This window comes from Streptomyces sp. AF1A (assembly GCF_047340315.1).
Taxonomy (GTDB): domain Bacteria; phylum Actinomycetota; class Actinomycetes; order Streptomycetales; family Streptomycetaceae; genus Streptomyces.
Genome location: NZ_JBLEBI010000024.1, coordinates 35765 through 56970 on the forward strand (window position 1 = coordinate 35765; position 21206 = coordinate 56970).

Genomic DNA, 21206 nt, shown 5'->3' on the forward strand with positions numbered 1-21206 from the left:
GAGGACGGTCAGCGCCCGCAGCACGGTCAGGCGCTTCTGATCTGTGGATAGTAGTTTCCTCATCGTGGAACTTCAATGGTTTGTTGATGTCGAGAATCTCCGGGTCGAGGCAAGGTGGCGCCCGGTGCCACCCCGTTCACTCAAGGTGGCTCAGATCGGCCACGGTGTCGATGTCGTAGGGCTCGGCCACGTCCGCGCACTCCACGAGCCGGATCCCGTCCTCGTGGGCCTTCAGATAGGCCCGGGCCCCGCGGTCCCCGGTGGCCGTCGCCGCGATGCCCGGCCAGTGGGCCGCGCCGAAGAGCACCGGATGGCCGCGCACGCCGTCGTACGCGGCCGAGACCAGGGAGTGCTCGTCCTCGTACGCGGCCAGCACCCGCGCCACCGCCTTGGGGCCGATGCCGGGCTGGTCGACGAGGCAGATCAGCGCGGCGCGGGCCCCCGTACGGTTCAGTGAATCCAGGCCGGCCCGGAGCGAAGAACCCATCCCCTGCTCCCATTCCGGGTTGTCCACGAGCACACAGCCCTCCAGGCGCGCCTGCCGCCGGACGTCGTCAGCCCGCGCGCCGAGCACGACATGCACCCGCGTGCACCCGGCGGCGTGCAGTACGGAGACCACCCGCTCCACCAGGGGCCGCCCCCGGTGCCCGAGCAGCGCCTTGGCGCGCCCCCCGAGCCGCCGCCCGCCACCGGCGGCCAGCACCAGCCCGGCGACCTCGCCGGCGGTGTCGTCATCCGTGCGTGTCACGCGTGTCATACCTCCTGCATACCCGACCACCGCCGGTTTCGCGGTCCGCGGCCCCCATTACCGATGCGGGATTCCGGATTCCGCTGTTCCTTTCAAACCGCCCGAAGGCGTGGGCCGCACCCGTTTACCGCGGCATGCCGACGGAAAAGCTCCTCCCAGGCGTGGGGGGTGGGGCGAAGCGTGAGACGGCGCGTCCTGAGCATTGCGGTCGACGAGTTCGAAAATGACGAGTTTCCGCCCTTGCCTTTCGCCGGGCGCAGAAGCAGAGAGTTGATCGACTCGCTCGCTCCGCATGGTTACTCGCCGCTGCCCTGCCCTTCGCCCTCGGCCCTGACGGCCCGGCGCATCGGCGATCTCGTGGAGGATGCCCTTGCGGATTCCTCTCCGGGTGACGCGCTGATCGTCCATGTGCTGAGCCATGGCGTGAGCCGGAACAGGTCGGTCCAAATCGTGGGGGCCGACGGGAATTTCGGTTCCCGCACCGACGTGAACAGCTGGCTGTCCGACGCCATGGACCGTGACGGTGACGCGACCGGTCACGACGGCGGCCGGATCACCGGGCGTTCTGTGACGTTGTTCCTCGTCGATGTGTGCGGGGCGGGCCAGGCCGCCCGTCTGTCCTGGCTGAGCGACATGGACGACGAACAGCGCCAGGCCTGGGTCCTGGCCGGCTGCCAGCCCGACCGGCCCGCTTTCAACGGATGGTTCACGCAGGCCATGAGCACCGTGCTGGAGCGGGCGCACGCCCAGGAGTTCGACATTCACCCCTCGCAGCGCTTCATTCCACTGCCGCTGATCGCCCAGAACATACGGAAGGAGACCAAGCGCCTCTGCAGCGACGGATATGTGCAACTCGTGGTCGGAACGCCGGTGGATCTTGCCGCCGAGGTCGACCTGCCTTTCTTTCCCAACCCTGGATACTCGCATGACGCCGCGAAACAGCACCACACACTGAGCATGTTGAATCCCGGACTGGCGAACTTCTGTGGTTCCGTCGACGAACTGGTCGACCCTTGGCACTTCTACGAACGCGCACTGGGCCGTGGCCCGGACCGGCGTACTGCGGTGGGGTGTTTCCGCGGCCGGCAGCGAGAACTGGCCACGCTCACCGGCTGGCTGGACGGCGAATCGCCCGGAGCCCTTCGCGTCGTCACCGGAAGTCCCGGCAGCGGGAAGTCCGCACTGCTCGGCATGCTCGTCTGTTCGGCGCACCCCGATCTCCACGAAGCGACACAGCACGTGTGGTTCCACCGCAGGGACGAACTCCCCTCCGTCAACCCTCATCTGGTGGCCCTGCACCTGCGTGACCAGAACGTCGACGCGATCCTCGACTCGGTGGCACGCCAGACGGGTCTGCCGACCGCCGCCGAGGACGCGTCCGGGCAGGCCCTCGCCGATGCCCTGACACGCTTCCCCGAGCCCTTGGTGTTCGTCCTGGACGCGCTCGACGAGGCCGAGGACCCGGGCCGGGTCATGTCCCACGTGCTCGAACCTCTCCTGGACCGCACCAGGCCGGACGGCATGCCGTGCTGCCGGCTGCTGGTCGCCACCAGGCCCTGGGAGCAGTTCGACCCGCTGCTGGCCCGCGCCCGACGGGCGCAGGGCCTGATCGACCTCGACGACGTCCGCCGCGACGAACTCGAGAACGCGCTGCGCAGCTATGTGATCGACCTGCTCAACGGCAACAACGAGTACCGCCAGGTGTCCCACCGCCGGCTCAGGGACTCCATCGCCGGCTCGGTCGCCGGCCGGCTGGCGGCCAGGCATGCCGAGGAACGCCCGCAGTGGGGAGAGTTCCTGGTCGCCGGCCTGTACGCGAACAGCCTGGCCCAACAGGGCGGCCCGACGGCCGCAGGAGCGGACGCAGGGGCGGCGCCGGCGGATGCCGCGGGAGTGCCCGGCACCCTGCCCGAGGTCCTCGACCTGGACCTGCGCCGGCAGACATCGCCCTGGGTGCGCCCGATTCTCTGCGCCCTGGCCTTCGCACGGGGCCAGGGCATGCCGCGCACCGCGATCCGGGCGATCGCACCCCTCTTCGCCAACCCGTCGCTGGGAGCGCCCGCCGAGAGCGATGTCCGCGACGCCCTGGAGGAGGCCCGGTTCTATCTGCGCAGGGACATGGACGTCGACGGCAGCATCGTCTACCGGCTGTTCCATCAGGCCCTCATCGATCACCTGCGGTCGGCGAGCACGCTGCCCGGCAGGCCGGCAGCAGCGGAACGGCTGAAGGAGCGCGTCGTCTTCGACCGTCTGCTGGATCTGGTGGGCCGGGCGGACGACGGCGGCCTGTACTGGGAGGAGGCATCGCCCTACCTGCTCCGGCACATGAGCGAGCACGCCGCCGCCTGCGGCCTGCTGAACACCCTGGCCCAGGACACGGAGTTCCTCGTGCACGCGGATCCGGCCACGCTCGGGGCGCACCTGACCGGCGATGCGTCCGACAGCCGATCCGTCGTCGCCGTCTACCGCGCCTCACTGAGCTGCCATCAGCATCTCGACGCGCACGCCCGGCGATCCGTACTGGCCATCGACGCCGCCCGGCACCAGATGCCGCATCTCGCACAGCGGTTCAGCCGGCCGCCACGGCAACAGGCGCTGGCCTGGCAACCGAGGTGGGTGACGGGGGCTCCCTGGGAACTGCTGCCGTGCGAGTCGCTGATGGGACTCACCGAGGAGGTGCGGTCCCTCTCCTGCGGCACCGTCGACGGGCACCCTGTTGTGGTGGCGGCGGGAACCCGGGAGGACGTCCCCGTGTGGGACCTCGAAACGGGCAGGGAGCACACACGGCTCGTGGGGCACCGGGGACCCGTGAACGCGGTGGCCTGCTGCGAGGTGGACGGCAGGGCGGCCGTGGTGACCGCTGGCAGCGACCGCAGTCTGCGCCTGTGGGACCTGGCCTCGGGTGAGCAGGTCGCCACGCTCACCGTCGACGCGGGACCGGTGACCTCACTCGTCTGCGTGCGCCTCGACGGCCGTCCGGTGGTGGTGGCGTCGGGCCGGCAGGGGCTGGTGCGGGCCTGGGACATCGCCGCGGCGACCGAGAAGGCGTCGTTACCGGGGCATCAGGGGCCCGCCTGGTCGGCAACGGGCATCACGGCCCCCACGGGGTGCGGCGCCCTCGTCGCGACGGGAGGGTACGACGGTTCGGTCCGCGTCTGGGACCTGGCTCAGGGGGCGGAGCACACCCAACTCCCGCGCCACGAAAGCGGCGTCCTGGCGGTGGCCCACCTGGCCCCTGCGCCCGGGGAGTCGTGGCTGCTGACCGGAGGGAGCGACGGAGTGGTGCGGGTCTTCGATCTCCCGGCACAGACGCAGCGCCTGTCGTTGGACTGCCGCACGGACTCCGTCCTCGCCCTCGAATCCGTCCGGCTCGCCGGCCAGGACGGTCGGCCGGAACTCTGCCTGGGCGTGGCCGGAGGAAGCGACGGCACCCTGAGTGTCTGGGATCTCGCCGCCGGCGAGAAGCGGTTCGACCTGATCGGTCACGTGGGCGCGGTCAACACCGTGGGCATCACCCGGCTGCACGGACGTCCTGTGCTGATCTCCGGTGGGGACGACGGCAGTTGCCGGGTATGGGATCTCGTCACCGGCACCCAGCGGGGCCGACTCGGGAGCCAGGGACGCTATCCGGCTTTGACGTCGGTGGACTTGGGGGAGGGGCCGGTGGTGGTGGGGGCGGCCGGTGATGGTTTGCATGTGTGGGATGTGGTTCGGGGTGTGCGGGTGGGGTCGCTCGCTCTGGATGGGCCGGTGTCGGCTTTGACGTCGGCGGACCTGGGAGACGGTCCGGTCGTGGTGGGGGCGGCAGCGGACGGTCTGCGCTCCTGGCACCTGACCGGCGGGGGCACCACGGCCGTCCACGTGCACACCGCCCGCGTCGATGCGGTGACGGCGGCGCCCGGCGATGCCCGGGGCGCCGTCGTCGTCGCGGAGGAAAACGGGGCGCTGAGAAAGCTGGAGCTCATGAACGGCTCGGAGGCGGCGGCTCTGACGGGGCACCGCGCCGCCGTACGGCAAGTGGTGTTCGCCCGTCTCGACGGGCGCCCCTCGGTGGTGTCGGCGGGCCGGGACGGAACCGTGCGGCTGTGGGACGGGACGTCCGGCAGGCAGCTCCGGGCCCTGCGCGTGCCCGCGGACTGCGTCAGGGCCCTGGACACCGCCGTGCTGTCCGGCGCCCTCGTCGCCGTGATCGGCGCGAGCGACGGGTCGATGCGGGTCTGGGACCCCGGCTCGGGCGCGCACCGGCTGCTGCGGGGTCACCATCGCACTTCCGTGCGTGCGCTGGCCACCAGCACCTTCGACGGTGGCTCGATGGCGGTGAGCGTCGGCGGCGACGGCTCGGTGCTCATGTGGGACCTGATCCGTGGGCAGTGCCTGTCCGAGGGCTTCTCGCACTCCGGACCTGCCTGGTCCGTGGCGTGCGGGACGGTCGACGGGCGCCCCATCGCCGCCACGGCGGGCGGGGACGGGACGATCCGCACCTGGGACCTGCTGACCAGGGCCGAGACCGGCACACCGATCACCTCGGCCGGCACCGTGTGGGACCTCGCGCTGGCGGAGCTGGACGGACGCCCCGTACTGATGACCGCCGGCTTCGACAAGACCGTCGGCGTCATCGACATCAGGCAACGCCGGCTGCTCGGAGCACTGGCCGGGCACCAGGACTCCGTCGACTCGATCGACGTGACCACGGCGGAAGACCGCCTCATCGCCGTGAGCGGCGGCTCGGACGGCACGGCACGCGTCTGGGACGTAGGGGACAAGCGCTGTCTGGGCCTGATCCATTTGCCCGGGCCGGGCACGTCGGTCGCGGCGGGACCGGACGGCTCGGTCGTCGTGGCATTCGACAACGAGGTAGCCGTGCTGGACTGCGGCTACGACATCGGAGAGCTGGGGGCATGAGCGACATAGTGGGGGTCCACGGCGTCGGCAACTACACGCGCGGGCCCGATGAGGAGGTCGGCGACCGGCTGTCGTCCGAGTGGGGACAGCACCTGGCCGGACTGGTCGACGGGGCCTCCCACAAGCTGCGTGTGGCCTACTACGCGCCGTTCCTGCGCTCGGTCACACCGCAGAGCCACGGCGACGATCTGGACCGGCTGCCGCAGGACGTCCAGTCAATGGTGCGGGACTGGGCGGCGTGCATCGAGCCGGTGGACGAGCAGGCGGTGCAGGGACACCTGACGCTCCCTCTGCGCATGGTCGTCGACCGCATAGCGAGGGTCAGATGCCTGAACGAAGCCCTCCTCAGGCCCTTCGTGGCCACCTTCTTCTGGGAGGTGGCCGCCTACCTGCGGCCGGGTGTCAACGAAGCCCGCACGGCCGCCCGCCACCACGTCGCCCGAACCATCCGCCAGGAACGGCCCAGAGTGGTCGTCGCGCACTCGCTGGGGTCGGTGGTCGCCTACGAGGCGCTGTGGACGACTCCGGACGTCCCGATCGACCTGCTGCTCACCCTGGGGTCGCCCCTGGGGATGCCGCGCATCGTCTTCGATCGCCTCACGCCCTCCGCGGGTGCCCGCGGGCGGCGCCCCCCGAACGTCCGCCGCTGGGTCAACATCGCGGATCCGGGTGACGTCGTGGCCGTACCGAGGCCTCTCACGGCCCACTTCGACCTCGACCAGGACATTGAGACGGCGATCGGACTGCTCGACTTTCACACCGCGGCCGCGTATCTGACGGCCGCGCGGACCCGCGAGATCCTCGCGACCTGTTTCCCTCTTGCCCCCCGGCCGCCCAGGCACCGGGAATGAGGGGGGGGCGAAACGCCCGTGGCACGCCCGGCACCGGTCAGCCCACCGACGGAAAGGACGGCGATGTCGGCCGTATCTGACGCGCGATCCCCGGTGACGTCCCCGCCGACGTCCCCGGTGATGTCACCGGAGGCGACGCTCTGGCGGACGCAGAAGGAGCTCGGCGGCCACCTCTCCGCCGTCACCTCGGTGGACCTGGGACCGGTGCCGCAGGTCATGGTCACCGGCGGATACGACGGGCACGTCATCCGCTGGGACACGGCGTCGCGGCACATCGTGTGGGCCGTACGCTTCGCGGACCTGGTCAACTCCGTGGCCGTGGACCACTCGGGGACCCGGGTGGCGGTCGCGGCCGCCGACTGCTTCGCCTACGTGCTGGACCTCGCCACCGGCATGGTCCTGGAGCGTCTCGGCCCGCACGGCGACGACGTGAACGACATCTCCTGGGACCCACGTGACCCCGAGGTGCTGGCCGCGGTCTGCGACGCCAACGACACCGGGGTGTACTTCTGGCGGCTGGGCTCCGGCGGCCCGCCCACCGTGCTGGACGGGCACGAGCACGGCGTCTTCGCCGTCGCCCATGCCCCCTCCGGCAGGTATCTGGCCACCGCCTCCGAGGACTCGACGGTCCGGGTCTGGGAAACGTCAAACCTCACGTCCTGCCAGGTGCTGGCGCACCCCGGAGACGTGGAGACCCTGGCCTGGTCCCCCGACGAGCGCCTCCTGGCCACCGGGTGCGACGACGGACGGCTGCGGCTGTGGGAGTCCGCCGGCTGGGACGTCGCGCGGGCCATGCCCGAGGCCGGCGCCTCGGTACGCAAGGTCGGCTTCTCGCCCAGCGGACGCCGGGTCTTCGGCGCGTCGTACGACGGGGCCGTACGGGTCTACGACACGACGTCCAGGCGTCTGCGGGCCGTGGTCCGCCACGCCCAGCAGTGGGAACGCTCGTGCGCACTGCTCGACGACGACACCCTGGTGACGGGCTCTTTCGGCGGTCGGGCCCTTCTGCACACCATTTCCGGAACCGGAACCGGAACCGGAACCGGAACCGGAACCGGAGCCGGAGCCGGACCCGAGGCCGGCGCAGACACGCACAGCATCAATGTGCTGGCGACGGGTCACGGTGGACGCGTGTACGCCGGCCAGGACTGCGGAGCGGTCGGCCTGCTGGGCTCCCGCCCCGCTCATCGGCTCCCGACGCTGATTTCCGCACTGATCCGGCACGACGGCCGCGGCGAACTCGTCGTCGGTGACTATCTGGGCCACATCACCGTGGTCCCCGACGCCGGAGAGCCCCGGCTGCTGGCCCGGTCTCCGGGAGGCCCGGTCAACGCCCTCGCGGCACTGCCGGACGGCACCCTCGTCTCCGGCGGCTACGACGGTGTGCTCCGTCGCTGGACCCCGGAGGGCGAGGAGACCGGCCGCGTCACCGCCCACCGCGGTCCTGTCAAGTCGCTCGTCTGGTGCCCCGGCGCCGGACTCCTGGTCGCCGGCTCCTCCGACAACACGCTCAGCGCGTGGCAGCCGGCCGAGGGCCTGACCGAAGCCGCCCGCTACCGCGCGAAGGACCTGGTGCTCGTCAACGCGGTCGCCGCCCCGCTCACCCGGCCGTGGGTGGCCGTCGCCTCCCGCGACCGGCACGTCCGCGTCTGGAACCCCGCCGACGGAAGCGTGCTGAGGCTTCCGGCCGTCCACGTCAAGTCGGTCAAGGCCGTCGCGGTCTCGCCCGGCGGGGACGTCCTGGCGAGTGGCAGCTACGACAGCACCGTGTGCCTCTGGTACCTCGCTCCCACCGGCGGGCTGCTCGGCTGGCGGCAGCTGATCTGGCACGCCAAACCCGGCGTCTCGACCGTCCAGGCCCTGGACGACGGCTTCGTCAGCGCGGGCTGGGACGGCACGGCCGCGTTCTGGTCCATGGAGGGGACGCTGCTGCGCGCCCACATTCCCGCCCACGGCACCCAGGGAGAGCGGTATGAGGACACCGAGCACAGCGCTGCCGGGAGCGGCGGCAGCCGGCGTTGAGGCGCTGCTGTCCCGCGTCGCCCCTGCGGCTCTGGCCGGCTTCACCCGCCGTCTCGCCGCGTTCCTCGACGACCTCGGCGGCATCGAACCGGCCGCGCCGCCCGGCGCCTGCACCGCTCTGCGCGGCGTTCTCGAGACGGCCGCCGCGCTGACGGAGGGCTCGCAGGCGGCGACCGACGACGACAAGACGCACGACGCCGATCACGACTACTCCGACTGGCACCGGCTGACCAGGTCACTGTCGTTCAACTGGGCCGACGGCGACGCGGAGGCGTCGGGTCCCGCCCTGCCGCCGCGCGCCTGGTGCGCGCTGCAGGTGTTCGCGCGGTCCGGGCCGGACGAGCGGATCAAGGTGGCGGAGGTCGGCGCCGGTGTCGGCCGGCTGGCCCATGACGTGATGTCCATGCGTCCCCGGGGCCGCTTCTGGGTCGGTGACACCTCGCTCGAGTCGCTGGTGCTCGCCGCGCTTCTGCACGGCGGGGCGGCGCTGACGCTGCCGCGCCGGGTGTCGTTCGACCGGAGTGCGCCGGGCATCGACTGGTTCGAGTGCCGGGCACCGGCGAGCGAGGTCGTGGCGGTGCCGGAGGGGGGCGCGGCCCCGGTCGCACAACCGGCGCAGAGGGAAGCGCGGCCGAGGCCGCTGGTGGAGTACTGGCAGGACTCGTATCCCCCGGACCGCGACTACGACTTCGTCATCGCATGCAACACCGTCAGCCTGTTCACCGAACCGCTGACGGCGGCCGAACGGCTCGCCGGGGCGCTGCGCCCGGGCGGCCACCTGATCCTGACGGACCTCTACTCCTGGCGAGTCGAGACCCCCCGGCCGCGCCGCGTCCTGGGTCCTGACCAGATCGCGGAGGTACTGCGGCGGGCCGGCTGCTCGATCCGTGCCCGGCAGGGCGGCATCCCCTACTCCGAGCACTGGGGACACGAGAGAACGTACTGCTGGACCTCGCACGGGCTGGTCGCCAGGCGGGACCGATGACGGCGCCGCCGGCCGTCGTGGTCGTCGGATACCTCGCCGTGCTCGGCCGGCTGCGCGTCGCTCGACTCCCGAGGGGGGACGGAGACGGCCAGGTGTGCCGGCCCCTGGGCTCCACCCTCACGTGTGACGCACCGCTCGTGGCCGCTCACTTGAACGGCTTGGGGGTGCGAGCGGGGCACGTGCTCTCCCACCCCGGGCGGCGGCCGCTCGACATGCTCGCGCTCACCCTGCTGCGCCGGTGGTCGGATCCGGTGCGCATCGGACCGTGGCGCGGTGAACCGACGGAGATCGAGATCAGCACCGACGACGGTGAACGCGTGTGGTTCAACTGCCCGGCCCCCGGCGTCGCATCGCTGCGGGACTGCGGGGGCGGCGACGCGCTCCGGCTCGCCGACAGCGTCGTCTACCTCGACGCCTATCCCTGGCTCGCCTCCGCCTGCCTGGACGTGGTGGCCGCGGCCGGTCCCGTCGGCACGGTGGTGGTCAACCTGGGCCGCACCGGCGGGCAGTCGGCCCGTGAACGGATCCTCGCCTTTCGGCGCCGGCTGCCGACGGCCCGTGTCCTGCCTCAGGTGTGCATCCCGGAACTGACCTCGCCCAAGTCCAGAAGGGCGGCGTTCCGCCAGCTCTGCGAAGGAACGGACTGCCCCCTGGCGCTCATCACCTCCGGCGGGCAGGGCCTGGGCCTGGGCGGAACGGACCGGCATCACTGGTGGACTCCGCCGCCCGCAGCCCGGATCACGGACACCAGCGGTGCGGGAGCGGCGGTGTCGGCAGCTTTCGTCGCTCACATCCTGCGGGACGGCCCGGGCTGGAGCGAGGCCCTCGTGGCGGACCTCGGTCTCGTCGGCCTGCGGCAGTGCGCGGTCGAAGGAGCGCTGCCGCCCGCCGAGCAGGCCGAGTGGAACGCGCATGAGCGGCGCATCGGCCGTGATATGTCTGCTCTCGGCAACCCGGGAGCGGTCTCGGCGAGCTTTTCGGAACGTCCCTCACTCGACCACGACGGCATCAAGGGGTACTGATGCAGGCCGGATTGGAAACCTCCCTCGAAGCACTCGAGATGCTCCGCGACACCGGCTGCGAATTCGACGGCTATCTGTCGAACCACGGCCCGATGGCGTCGGACGCCCTCATCGCCATGGGGTACGACGCCACCGTCGTCCCCTGGGTGGACGTGTACCGCCGGCGGCTGGACACCGCGGACTCGGCCACCGACCGCATCGGCACGAGTGAGCAGGAGTGGCGCTGCGCCCTGGGCGACGTGCGCAGGGTCGAGGACTGGATCGACTTCTTCCGGCGCGAACTCGCCGAGCGTCCCTGGCAGGAGGTGCTGGTCCTGTGGTGGCCCCGGCTGTCCCCGGGAATCGCCGCGGCCGCCGCGCACGGCATCATCCGCACCGCTCACGCGGTCCGAGCCATCAGCCGGTCGGTCGAGCCGCCTCTCCCCCCGCTGCTGGACGAACTCGCCCGCGGGCTGGGGTACTGGGCCTGCCGCTATCACGCGTTCCCCGAGCGGCCGACCCGCTACGGCTCACGGCCGGTGGACGAGGTGGTCGAGGTCCTGCCCCGGCTGCCGCGCCAGGTGCCCGCGGACGGCCCGGGAATCATGGGTCGCATGGTCCCGGCCATGACACTGCCGCGGCTGACGGACACGTGCGCCGAGGTGCGCCCGCCCGTCGACGTGGAGCAGGCCCTCGGGGAACTCACCGGCGCCGCCGCCCGGGTGTTCGTGCGCCAGCCCAAGGCCCCCATCCCCCTGGTGCATGCCCTGACCGCGCCCGCGGCGCTGCGCTTCCTGCTGCCCCATCTGCCCGAGGCCCACCACCGCAATGCGTTCGCGGCGGTCTGGCAGCTCTCCGCGGTCATCGTCGCGGCCTTCGACCATCCCTCCACCCGCATCCCGCTGCCGGACGTCGGGACAACCCCGCTCGCGCCGGAGGAACTGGCGGGCAGGGCGGCCGAGCACGGCGACGAGCACGTCATCAAGATGACCGAGGCGTGCATCCGGGAGAACGCACGGCACCCCGTCCCCTACTATCTACACGCCGCCGGCGCAGCGCTCGAGCGTATCGAGCCACTGATGTGACGTCAGAGAGGACCCTCCGTGAGACATTCGAACGCCCTGGTGACCGGTGGGGGCAGCGGAGCCGGCCGAGAGGTGGCCAAACGGCTGACGGCCCAGGGCGTGCACGTCACGGTGTGGGGCCGGTCCGCGGACCGTGTCCGCGCGGTGGTCGACGGCGGAGAAGCCGCCGCCTGGCGCGCGGTGGACGTCGCCGACCCGGAGAGCGTGGCCGCCGGGACCGGGGCACTGCGTGCGGACCGGGGCCATGTCAGCCTGATCGTCCACTGTGCGGGCATCTGGACTCCCGGCACGCTCAGCGAGGTGGATGTCGCTGTCATCCGTCAGCACATCGACGCCATCGTGCTGGGCAGCGTTCTGGTCGCCCGTTCCGCCGGAGAACTGATCGGCTCGGAGCCCGGCCAGTTCGTCCACGTGGCCGCCGCTTCCGCGAAGCCCGGCTTCCCGGACACGGCCCTCAACACCCTCGCCAAGCGCGCCCAGGACGGACTGCACGAGGGCCTGACGCGGGAGTTGCGCGGCACCGACCTGCGTATCACCGCCGTCTATCCCGATTCCGTCGGCGAGGAGTCGAGCGCCAGTGTCGCCGCCGGCAATGCCATGACCTACGGGGACGTCGCCGACGCCGTCCTGTACGCCGCCACCTGCTCGCCGACGGTCGTCCCGTCCGAGATCGTGCTGACCGCGAGGAACACCGGCCGCTGGTAGCGGGCGATGCGGCGGGGTGTGCCCGGACGGCCGCGGCTCGGATGCCGTCCGTGGTGCACTCCTCGTGCCGCTTCGAGCGGTCGACTCGGCGGCGTGCAAAGGTATTTGGTCATCTACTAACTGGTGGCCGCACCCTCCGCGCCGAGCAGCGGCAGGACGTCGGACAGCGAGCCGACGGATGGCCCGGCCCAGTCGTCCTCACGCATCACCACGTCGTTGTCCGCCCAGTCGGGCGCACGCAGCATCACGGCCGTCATGCCGCATGCCAGGGCACCGCTGAGCTCCCCGCTTCCGCCGTCGCCTATGTACAGGCAGCTCCCGGGGGCGACCCCGAGCCTCCGCGCGACGAGGCGGAACAGCTCCGGGTCCGGCTTGCGGCGCCCCGCCTCGCACGAGAACACTGCCGCGTCCACCGCCGGCGCCACCGGCAGAGCGGTCCAGTGCTCGGCCAACTCCGCACTGCAGTCGCTCAGTACGCCCACCCCGAGGCCCAGGCCGCGCACCTGTCCGAGGACGGAAAGCGCGTCCGATCGGAAGGTGAACAGTTCCCGCTGCGCGGCGCGCCGGGCGGCACACGCGGCGGCCAGGGCGTCGGGGGCCGGATCGACGCCGCAACGGCGGGCGAGGGTGCGCACCGTGTCCTCCACACCGCCGAGGGCGCCCACGATGCGCTCGGGGAACGACTCGTCCCACGCCTTGGACCAGATCGCGGCGGGGATATCGAGCCACTGGGCGCTGCGCGCGGCCTGCTCGACCCAGACGGGAGCGGGGATGCTGGGCGTCAGAGTCCCGTAGAAGTCGAAGACCACAGCGGTGTACGGCATGGCGGCGACCCTAGTCGCCGACGCGGGGGAAAAGTGAAACAACAGCGGTATCGGTCCGGAACCGGGAGGACTGAATTTCTGTCCGTACGGTGGCGCGTGCCGGGCCGGGTGGCGTTTACTGACCCGCGCACGACGGCGCGCCTGGGGAGGGCTGTGTTGCGGAGCTTGGGGCAGAGGCCGGTGACCGGCAGCGACGAGGACCCGAGGGTGACGGGACTGCGGACCGCGGTGGCCCGGCTGCGCCGCGAACTCGCCGCGCTCCCCGCGGACTTCCCCGACCGCGCCATAGCCGAGGACGAACTGGCGGCCCTGGCCGCGATGGCCGCGGGCGGCGCTCCGGAGATCCCGCGCCTGCGCAGGTCCCTGTTACTGATCGCGGGCGCGATCGGCTCGGTGAGCGCGCTGGCGCCGGGGCTGACGGGGGTCAGGGAGGCGGTGGACCTGTTCGGGGAGTCGCCGGGCACGGGCACCTGAGGCGCGGAGCTCGCGGGCACCTCGGCCGCTTCGGCTCGGGCCGGATGCGCCGGCCCCGAATTTTCAGGCGCCCGAGTTCGCCAGTGCTTCGGACAGCTCCAGGGCGGTCTGCTGCAGGATCGGAACGATCTTCTCGGTGGCCGCTTCCGTCACGCGCCCGGCCGGGCCCGAGATCGAGATCGCGGCAGCCGTCGGAGAGTCCGGCACGGACACCGCGAGGCACCGCACCCCTATCTCCTGCTCGTTGTCGTCGACGGCGTACCCCAGCCGGCGCACGTCCTCCAGCGCCGCCAGGAACGCCTCGGGCGTGGTGATCGTCCGCTCGGTGGCCGCGGGCATCCCGGTCCGCCCGAGCAGCGCCCGGACCTCGTCGTCCGGCACCCCGGCCAGCAGGGCCTTGCCCACACCGGTGGAGTGGGGCAGCACCCGCCGGCCCACCTCCGTGAACATCCGCATCGAGTGCTTCGACGGCACCTGCGCCACGTACACGATCTCGTCGCCGTCCAGCAGCGCCATGTTCGCCGTCTCGCCGGTCTCCTCCACCAGCCGGGCCAGATAGGGCCGGGCCCAGGTGCCGAGCAGCCGGGACGCCGACTCGCCGAGCCGGATCAGGCGGGGGCCGAGCGCGTACCGCCGGTTCGGCTGCTGGCGCACGTATCCGCAGGTGACCAGCGTGCGCATCAGCCGGTGGATGGTCGGCAGCGGCAGCCCGCTCGCCGCGGACAGCTCGCTCAGGCCGACCTCGCCGCCCGCATCCGCCATCCGCTCGAGCAGGTCGAAGGCGCGCTCGAGGGACTGGACCCCGCCTCCGTTGGCGGACTTCGCGGAGTCGGTGGTGCTGGCGCTGGACGTCGGCACGGCGCGTTCCTTTCGGGACGGACAGGAGGGGCAGAAGCCTAGCGGGCAGCCGGTCGCCTCCCCGCCTGTGCGTGGCTACGTTCTGCTACTTGGAATCATAATTCCGCTTTGTGGAAACGTCCAGGGCGGGTGCCCGCTGCCTCCCCTCCAGAAGTGTGCCTCTTGACGGCGGAGAAGGGGGAGTGAAGACTCCTTCAACAGAACGTTGAAATCCGTTACGTGGGTGTACATCCCGGTTCCTGGGCGTAAAACGGCCGTACAGAGAGGGGTTCGGGTGTCCGACGCTGAACTGGTGCTGCGCTCGACGCGCGTCATCACTCCGGAAGGGACGCGCGCCGCCACGGTCGCCGTGTCCGGCGGAAGGATCACGGCCGTCCTGCCGTACGACGCCGAGGTCCCGGCCACCGCGCGCCTGGAGGACGTAGGCGACCACGTACTGCTGCCCGGTCTGGTCGACACCCACGTCCACGTCAACGACCCCGGACGCACCGAGTGGGAGGGCTTCTGGACCGCCACGCGCGCCGCGGCGGCCGGCGGCATCACCACCCTGATCGACATGCCGCTCAACTCGCTCCCGCCGACCACCACCGTCGATCACCTGCGGCTCAAGCAGGACGTGGCCCGCGACAAGGCGCACATCGACGTCGGCTTCTGGGGCGGCGCCCTGCCCGGCAACGTCAAGGACCTGCGCCCGCTGCACGACGCCGGCGTCTTCGGCTTCAAGGCGTTCCTGTCCCCGTCCGGCGTGGACGAGTTCCCCCACCTCGACCAGGAGCAACTCGGCCGGTCCATGGCGGAGATCGCCGGCTTCGGCGGCCTGCTGATCGGGCACGCCGAGGACCCGCGCCGCCTGGCCGCGGCCCCGCAGCACGGCGGCCCCAGGTACGCCGACTTCCTCGCCTCCCGCCCCCGCGACGCCGAGGACACGGCCGTCGCCGCCCTCGTCGCACAGGCCCGGCGCCTCGACGCGCGCGTGCACGTCCTGCACCTGTCCTCCAGCGACGCGCTGCCGCTGATCCGCGCCGCCCGCGCCGAGGGCGTCCGGATCACCGTCGAGACCTGCCCGCACTACCTCACCCTCACCGCCGAGGAAGTCCCCGACGGCGCGAGCGAGTTCAAGTGCTGCCCGCCCATCCGCGAGGCCGCCAACCAGGAGCTGCTCTGGGCGGCGCTGGCGGACGGCACCATCGACTGCGTCGTCACCGACCACTCGCCCTCCACGGCCGACCTCAAGACCGAGGACTTCGCCACCGCCTGGGGCGGCATCTCCGGTCTCCAGCTCAGCCTCTCGGCCGTCTGGACCGAGGCCCGCAGGCGCGGCCACGGCCTGGAGGACGTCGTCCGCTGGATGTCCGCGCGCACGGCCGCCCTGGTCGGCCTCGACGCGCGCAAGGGCGCCATCGCCCCCGGCCGCGACGCCGACTTCGCGGTCCTCGCGCCCGACGAGACCTTCACGGTCGACCCGGCCGGCCTCCACCACCGCAACCGGGTCACCGCGTACGCCGGCAGAACCCTGTACGGCGTCGTCAAGTCCACCTGGCTGCGCGGTGAACGCATCGTCGCGGACGGCGCGTTCACCGAACCGAAGGGCGCGCTGCTCGACCGCCCCCAGTGAGCCACACCGCATCCGGCCGACTCCAGAAAGGACCCCTTGATCACCGTGACGGCGACACCAAGCTTCACCGGCGACGCGAACCCCTACGGAGGCGGCGACCCGTACGCGGACTACCGCACGGCCGACTTCCCCTTCACCCACTACGCCAACCTCGCCGACCGGCGGCTCGGCGCCGGTGTCGTCGCCGCCAACGACGAGTTCTTCGCCGAGCGGGAGAACCTGCTCGCGCCCGAGCGCGCCGAGTTCGACCCCGAGCACTTCGGGCACAAGGGCAAGATCATGGACGGCTGGGAGACCCGCCGCCGGCGCGGCGCCTGCGCCGAGCACCCCTGGCCGGCGGCCGACGACCACGACTGGGCGCTGGTCCGCCTCGGCGCGCCCGGGGTGATCCGCGGGATCGTCGTCGACACCGCTCACTTCCGCGGCAACCACCCGCAGGCCGTGTCGGTCGAGGGAGCCTGCGTACCCGGCTCCCCGTCCCCCGCGGAGCTGCTCGGCGACGACGTCAAGTGGACGTCGCTGGTGCCGCGCACGCCCGTCGGCGGGCACGCGGCGAACGGCTTCGAGGTCGGCGTCGAGCAGCGGTTCACGCACCTGCGCGTCAACCAGTACCCCGACGGCGGGATCGCCCGCCTGCGCGTGCACGGCGAGGTGGTTCCCGACCCCGAGTGGCTCGCGGCGCTCGGCACCGTCGACGTGGTCGCCCTGGAGAACGGCGGCCGGGTCGAGGACGCCTCCGACCTCTTCTACTCCCCGGCCACCAACACCATCCAGCCGGGCCGCTCCCGCAGGATGGACGACGGCTGGGAGACCCGGCGCCGCCGCGACCAGGGCCACGACTGGATCCGCTACCGGCTCGTCGCCCGCTCCCGCATCCGTGCCGTCGAGATCGACACGGCGTGCCTGAAGGGCAACAGCGCCGGGTGGGCGTCGGTTTCGGTGCGGGACGGCGAGGACGGCGACTGGACGGAGATCCTGCCGCGCACCCGCCTCCAGCCCGACACCGACCACCGCTTCGTGCTCCCGTCCCCGGCGGTCGGCACGCACGCGCGCATCGACATCTTCCCCGACGGCGGCATCTCCCGCCTGCGTCTGTTCGGCTCCCTGACCGAGGACGGCGCGGCCCGCCTCTCCGCCCGCCACCAGGAACTGGGAGGCTGACCCGCTCCCCCCCGCGCGGGGGCACGGCTCGATCGGCTCACAGCAGGGTCTCCTGGATGGGCGCTCCTCCCGCGCTCGCGCGCGGGGCCACCGCTTCGACTCGTGCGTGCACGTCGACCCGGGAGGGCGCTTCACCCGTGTGCGGGGGTGCGGCGGCCGGGCGGTCTGCTCGCAGGTCACCGTGATGGGCCTCTTCCGCGCGCGGGGACCCGGCACTGTCCGGCCGGCGATGCGAGACGCCGCTCCTCACGCGCGCGTGCCGCGTGGGCCGGCCGCCCCGCCCGCACGCGCGCGTGAGCAGCGCGACCGCCGCGCCGATGCCCCGGCTGCCGCCGGTCACCAGGGCGACCTTGCCGTCCGGAGTTCCATGGGTTGTCATGCCTCCATCCCGGCCGCCCCGACGTCGTCCCCCTGGCGGTCAGCGGACACCGATCTCCGCGGCGCGTGGAACTCTCCGGTCCGGCCCCGCGTTGTCGGTGACGTGACCCTTCAGCAAGAGATCGTCGGCAACGCCATGCAGATGGCGGTCGTCAACCTGCAGCCCGGCCAGACCGTGTACTGCGAGGCGGGGAAGTTCCTGTTCAAGACGACGAACGTGACCATGGAGACGAGGCTGTCCGGCCCGTCCGGCAACGGCGGGCAGCAGCAGGGCGGTGGCGGCGGCATGGGCGGCCTGCTGCGCCAGGCCATGGGCACCGCCATGCAGGTGGGCCAGCGCATGCTGGCGGGCGAGTCCCTGGCGTTCCAGTACTTCACCGCCCAGGGCGGCCAGGGCACGGTCGGCTTCGCCGGCGTGCTCCCCGGTGAGATGCGCGCCCTGGAACTCGACGGCACGCGCGCGTGGTTCGCCGAGAAGGACGCCTTCGTGGCCGCGGAGTCCACCGTGGACTTCGGCATCGCCTTCGCGGGCGGCCGGACCGGCATGAGCGGCGGCGAGGGCTTCATCCTGGAGAAGTTCACCGGGTACGGCACGGTGATCATCGCGGGCGCGGGCAACTTCATCGACCTGAACCCGGCGGACTTCGGAGGCCGCATCGAGGTCGACACCGGCTGCGTGGTCGCCTTCGAGGAGGGCATCCAGTACGGCGTCCAGCGCGTCGGCGGGCTCAACCGCCAGGGGATCATGAACGCCGTCTTCGGTGGCGAGGGCCTGTCCCTGGCCACCCTGGAGGGGAGCGGCCGGGTGATCCTGCAGTCGCTGACCATCGAGAGCCTCGCCAACGCCCTGCGGAAGGCGCAGGGAGGCGACAAGCAGGGTCCGACCGGCGGCCTGTTCTCCACGAACGTCGGCTGAACCGGCCGTTCGGAGGCTCGACGTCAACTCATCGGACGCAGTCATTTCCCAAGGACGTCCGGCCGGTTGCGCGACTGACGGAGGACGGGGCACTGCGCGGGCGCCCCGGACGTTGTCGAGGTATCGGGAGGTGCCCGGTGAGCCTCGGGGGGAGTCCGGAAGGGGAGCGGATGGACAGGCACCACGTGGTCGATCTCGGGGAGTCCGGGGACGCGTTCCGCCGGGACCCCCACCCGGTGTACGCCCGCCTGCGGGAGCAGGGTCCGGTGCACCGGATCCGGATGCAGGGCGCCGACGCGGGCTACGAGACCTGGCTCGTCGTGGGGTACGAGGAGGCCCGCGCCGCCCTGGCCGACCCCCGGCTGGCCAAGGACGGCGCCAGGATCGGCGCGACCTTCTTCGACGAGGAGCTGATCGGCAAGCACATGCTGGTGGCCGACCCGCCGCAGCACACCCGCCTGCGCGGCCTCGTCACGCGCGCGTTCACCATGCGCCGGGTGCAGGAACTGCGGCCCAGGATCCAGCGGATCACCGACCGACTGCTCGACGAGATGCTGCCGCACGGCCGCGCCGACCTCATCGAGTCCCTCGCCTACCCGCTGCCCATCACCGTGATCTGCGAACTGCTCGGCGTTCCCGAGATGGACCGCGCCGAGTTCCGGAAGATGTCCACCGAAGTGGTCGCCCCGACGAGTGGAGACAGCGAGTACGACGCCGTCGTCCGGCTCGGCGAGTACCTCACCGAGCTGATCGAGGACAAGAGGTGCGCGGGGCCGACCGGCGACCTGCTCAGCGACCTGATCCGCACGACCGCCGAGGACGGCGACCGCCTCTCCCCGCGGGAGCTGCGCGGCATGGCCTTCCTCCTGCTGATCGCCGGCCACGAGACCACCGTCAACCTGATCGGCAACGGCGTGCTCGCCCTGCTCACCCATCCCGATCAGCTGGCCGCGCTGCGCGCCGACCCCGGCCTCCTGGACGGCGCGGTCGAGGAGATGCTGCGCCACGAGGGCCCGGTGGAGAACGCCACGTTCCGTTTCGCCGCCGAGCCCTTGGAGATCGCCGGCACCGCGATCGCGCGGGGCGACCACGTGATGATCGGGCTCACCGCGGCCCAGCGCGACGGTGCGCGGTTCGCGGACCCGGACCGCTTCGACATCCGCCGCGACACACGCGGCCACCTGGCCTTCGGGCACGGCATCCACTACTGCCTGGGAGCGCCCCTGGCCCGGCTGGAGGGCCGGGTCGCCATCGGGTCGCTCCTGGAGCGGGCCCCCGGCCTCGCCCTGGACGGCCCGCCCGGCGAGTGGCTGCCGGGCATGCTGATGCGGGGCGTGCGCAGCCTGCCGATCCGCTGGTAGCGGGCGCGCGCGTGCGACGGCCGCACCCGCTCCGCGATCCCGGCGCGCGCTCGGCCCTGCGACTGGACTGGGTCCGGACATCCCGGCGCGCGCTCAGTCGTACGACGGCCGCACTCGATGCGGGATCGCGGCGCGCGCCCAGGCACGAGACGGCCGCACGCACTCGCTCCACGCGATCTGGGCGCCCGCTCAGTCGTGCGACGGCTGCACCCGGTCCGGGATCTCGGCCAGTGCCACCGGCCGCCGCTCGCGGCGGGAGACCTCGCAGGCCTCGGCGATCCGCAGCGCCTGCAGCGCCTCGCGGCCGTCGCACGGGTTGGGCCGCGCACCGAGCACCACCTCGACGAACGCGCTCAGCTCGGCCTCGTAGGCGGACCCGAACCGCTCCAGGAACCCGTTCCACGGCTTGTCCGCGGGCGGGGGCCCGGTCGGCTCGGTGGAGGCGAGCGGCGTGCGGTCGTCCAGGCCGACCACGACCGTGTCGCGCTCCCCGGCCAGCTCCATGCGGACGTCGTACCCGGCGCCGTTCATCCGGGTCGCGGTCGCCGTGGCCAGGGTGCCGTCGTCCAGCGTGAGCAGCGCCGCCCCCGTGTCGACGTCACCGTACTCGCGGAACATGGCGGGACCGGCGTCCGACCCGGTGGCGTAGATGTCGACCACCTCACGGCCGGTCACCCACCGCAGCACGTCGAAGTCGTGGATCAGCGTGTCGCGGAACAGGCCGCCGGACAGCGGCAGCCACTCGGGCGGGGGAGGAGACTGGTCGCACGTCATGGCCCGTACGGTGTGCAGCCGCCCGAGCCGTCCCGTGCGCACCGCGTCCCGGGCCCCGGCGTACCCCGCGTCGAACCGCCGCTGGAAACCCATCTGCAGCACCGTCCCGGCCGCCTCCACCTCGGCGAGCGCCTGGAGCGTGCCCGCGAGGTCCAGCGCGATCGGCTTCTCGCAGAAGACCGGCAGGTCCGAGCGTGCTGCCCGACCGATCAGTTCGGCGTGGGCCGCCGTCGCCGTGGTGATCACCACCGCGTCCACGCCCCACTTGAAGATCTCGTCCGTCCCCGGCGCCGCCGTCTCGCCCAGCCGGTGTGCCAGCTCCTGTGCCCGCGCCGGATCCGTGTCCGTGAGGATCAGCGACCCGACCTCGCGGTGCCGGCTGAGCGTGTTCGCATGAATGGTGCCGATGCGGCCCGTACCGATGACCCCGATGCGCATGGAAACAAAGTGAGGGCGGAGCCCGTGCCCTGTCAATGCAAATGTCCGGACAATCGGACTACACAACTTCCCGTCAACCAGGCACGGGACTACGCTCGGGCCCGTGCC

At 72.2% G+C, this 21206-nt stretch carries 17 protein-coding genes; 12 read left to right on the plus strand and 5 right to left on the minus strand.

What is annotated here, in order from left to right:
* Positions 1-136: 136 nt before the first annotated feature.
* Positions 137-748: a nucleotidyltransferase family protein gene (locus ACLU3S_RS10875; protein ID WP_413951559.1), complete on the minus strand. Its 612-nt coding sequence runs from the start codon at positions 746-748 to the stop codon at positions 137-139.
* Positions 749-1234: 486 nt separating this feature from the next.
* Between ACLU3S_RS10875 and ACLU3S_RS10880 the strand changes: the two genes are divergently transcribed.
* The 7 genes from ACLU3S_RS10880 to ACLU3S_RS10910 all read left to right on the plus strand — a co-directional run bounded on the left by ACLU3S_RS10880 (position 1235) and on the right by ACLU3S_RS10910 (position 12299).
* Entirely contained in the window at positions 1235-5650 is a 4416-nt protein-coding gene (locus ACLU3S_RS10880; RefSeq protein ID WP_413951560.1) for an NACHT domain-containing protein, read from the plus strand.
* Complete coding sequence (locus ACLU3S_RS10885) at positions 5647-6501, plus strand: hypothetical protein (protein ID WP_413951561.1); 855 nt, start codon at positions 5647-5649, stop codon at positions 6499-6501. Before ACLU3S_RS10880 ends, ACLU3S_RS10885 begins: the two co-directional genes overlap by 4 nt.
* Positions 6502-6564: 63 nt before the next feature.
* The gene (locus tag ACLU3S_RS10890) at positions 6565-8523 is read left to right on the plus strand and encodes a hypothetical protein (RefSeq protein WP_413951562.1); all 1959 of its coding nucleotides are present in this window, start codon (positions 6565-6567) and stop codon (positions 8521-8523) included.
* On the plus strand, positions 8474-9508 hold the full coding sequence (locus ACLU3S_RS10895) for a hypothetical protein (protein ID WP_413951563.1): 1035 nt from the start codon (positions 8474-8476) through the stop codon (positions 9506-9508). Before ACLU3S_RS10890 ends, ACLU3S_RS10895 begins: the two co-directional genes overlap by 50 nt.
* Positions 9505-10530, plus strand: a complete 1026-nt coding sequence (locus ACLU3S_RS10900; RefSeq protein WP_413951564.1) for a hypothetical protein — start codon at positions 9505-9507, stop codon at positions 10528-10530. The genes ACLU3S_RS10895 and ACLU3S_RS10900 overlap by 4 nt, the downstream gene beginning before the upstream one ends.
* Positions 10530-11594, plus strand: coding sequence for a questin oxidase family protein (locus ACLU3S_RS10905; protein ID WP_413951565.1), 1065 nt, complete (start codon positions 10530-10532; stop codon positions 11592-11594). Before ACLU3S_RS10900 ends, ACLU3S_RS10905 begins: the two co-directional genes overlap by 1 nt.
* Positions 11595-11612: 18 nt before the next feature.
* Complete coding sequence (locus tag ACLU3S_RS10910) at positions 11613-12299, plus strand: SDR family oxidoreductase (protein ID WP_413951566.1); 687 nt, start codon at positions 11613-11615, stop codon at positions 12297-12299.
* A gap of 116 nt (positions 12300-12415) precedes the next feature.
* On the opposite strand, the gene ACLU3S_RS10915 is transcribed toward ACLU3S_RS10910, so the two are convergent.
* Positions 12416-13123 (minus strand): HAD family hydrolase, encoded by a 708-nt coding sequence (locus ACLU3S_RS10915; RefSeq protein WP_413951567.1) that lies wholly within the window; start codon positions 13121-13123, stop codon positions 12416-12418.
* A 153-nt stretch (positions 13124-13276) separates the two neighbouring features.
* On the opposite strand from ACLU3S_RS10915, the gene ACLU3S_RS10920 reads away from it, so the two are divergent.
* On the plus strand, positions 13277-13597 hold the full coding sequence (locus tag ACLU3S_RS10920; RefSeq protein WP_413951568.1) for a DUF5955 family protein: 321 nt from the start codon (positions 13277-13279) through the stop codon (positions 13595-13597).
* A 63-nt stretch (positions 13598-13660) separates the two neighbouring features.
* Here ACLU3S_RS10920 and ACLU3S_RS10925 read toward each other — a convergent pair whose 3' ends face one another.
* Positions 13661-14455, minus strand: coding sequence for an IclR family transcriptional regulator (locus ACLU3S_RS10925; protein ID WP_413951569.1), 795 nt, complete (start codon positions 14453-14455; stop codon positions 13661-13663).
* 274 nt (positions 14456-14729) lie between these two features.
* On the opposite strand from ACLU3S_RS10925, the gene allB reads away from it, so the two are divergent.
* Both allB and alc read left to right on the plus strand, forming a co-directional pair.
* Positions 14730-16070, plus strand: coding sequence for an allantoinase AllB (gene allB / locus ACLU3S_RS10930; protein WP_413951570.1), 1341 nt, complete (start codon positions 14730-14732; stop codon positions 16068-16070).
* 45 nt (positions 16071-16115) lie between these two features.
* On the plus strand, positions 16116-17231 hold the full coding sequence (gene alc / locus ACLU3S_RS10935; RefSeq protein WP_413951571.1) for an allantoicase: 1116 nt from the start codon (positions 16116-16118) through the stop codon (positions 17229-17231).
* 37 nt (positions 17232-17268) lie between these two features.
* Here the strand turns inward: alc and ACLU3S_RS10940 are convergent, their stop codons facing one another.
* Positions 17269-17610, minus strand: a complete 342-nt coding sequence (locus ACLU3S_RS10940; RefSeq protein WP_413951572.1) for a hypothetical protein — start codon at positions 17608-17610, stop codon at positions 17269-17271.
* Between the two features lie 102 nt (positions 17611-17712).
* On the opposite strand from ACLU3S_RS10940, the gene ACLU3S_RS10945 reads away from it, so the two are divergent.
* Positions 17713-18525 carry an AIM24 family protein gene (locus tag ACLU3S_RS10945; protein WP_413951573.1) on the plus strand — a complete coding sequence of 271 codons (813 nt, stop codon included), beginning with the start codon at positions 17713-17715 and terminating at the stop codon, positions 18523-18525.
* 170 nt (positions 18526-18695) lie between these two features.
* Complete coding sequence (locus tag ACLU3S_RS10950) at positions 18696-19886, plus strand: cytochrome P450 family protein (RefSeq protein ID WP_413951574.1); 1191 nt, start codon at positions 18696-18698, stop codon at positions 19884-19886.
* Between the two features lie 189 nt (positions 19887-20075).
* Here the strand turns inward: ACLU3S_RS10950 and ACLU3S_RS10955 are convergent, their stop codons facing one another.
* A complete protein-coding gene (locus ACLU3S_RS10955; RefSeq protein WP_413951575.1) occupies positions 20076-21098 on the minus strand; it encodes a Gfo/Idh/MocA family oxidoreductase in 1023 nt (340 codons plus the stop codon).
* Positions 21099-21206 lie beyond the last annotated feature (108 nt).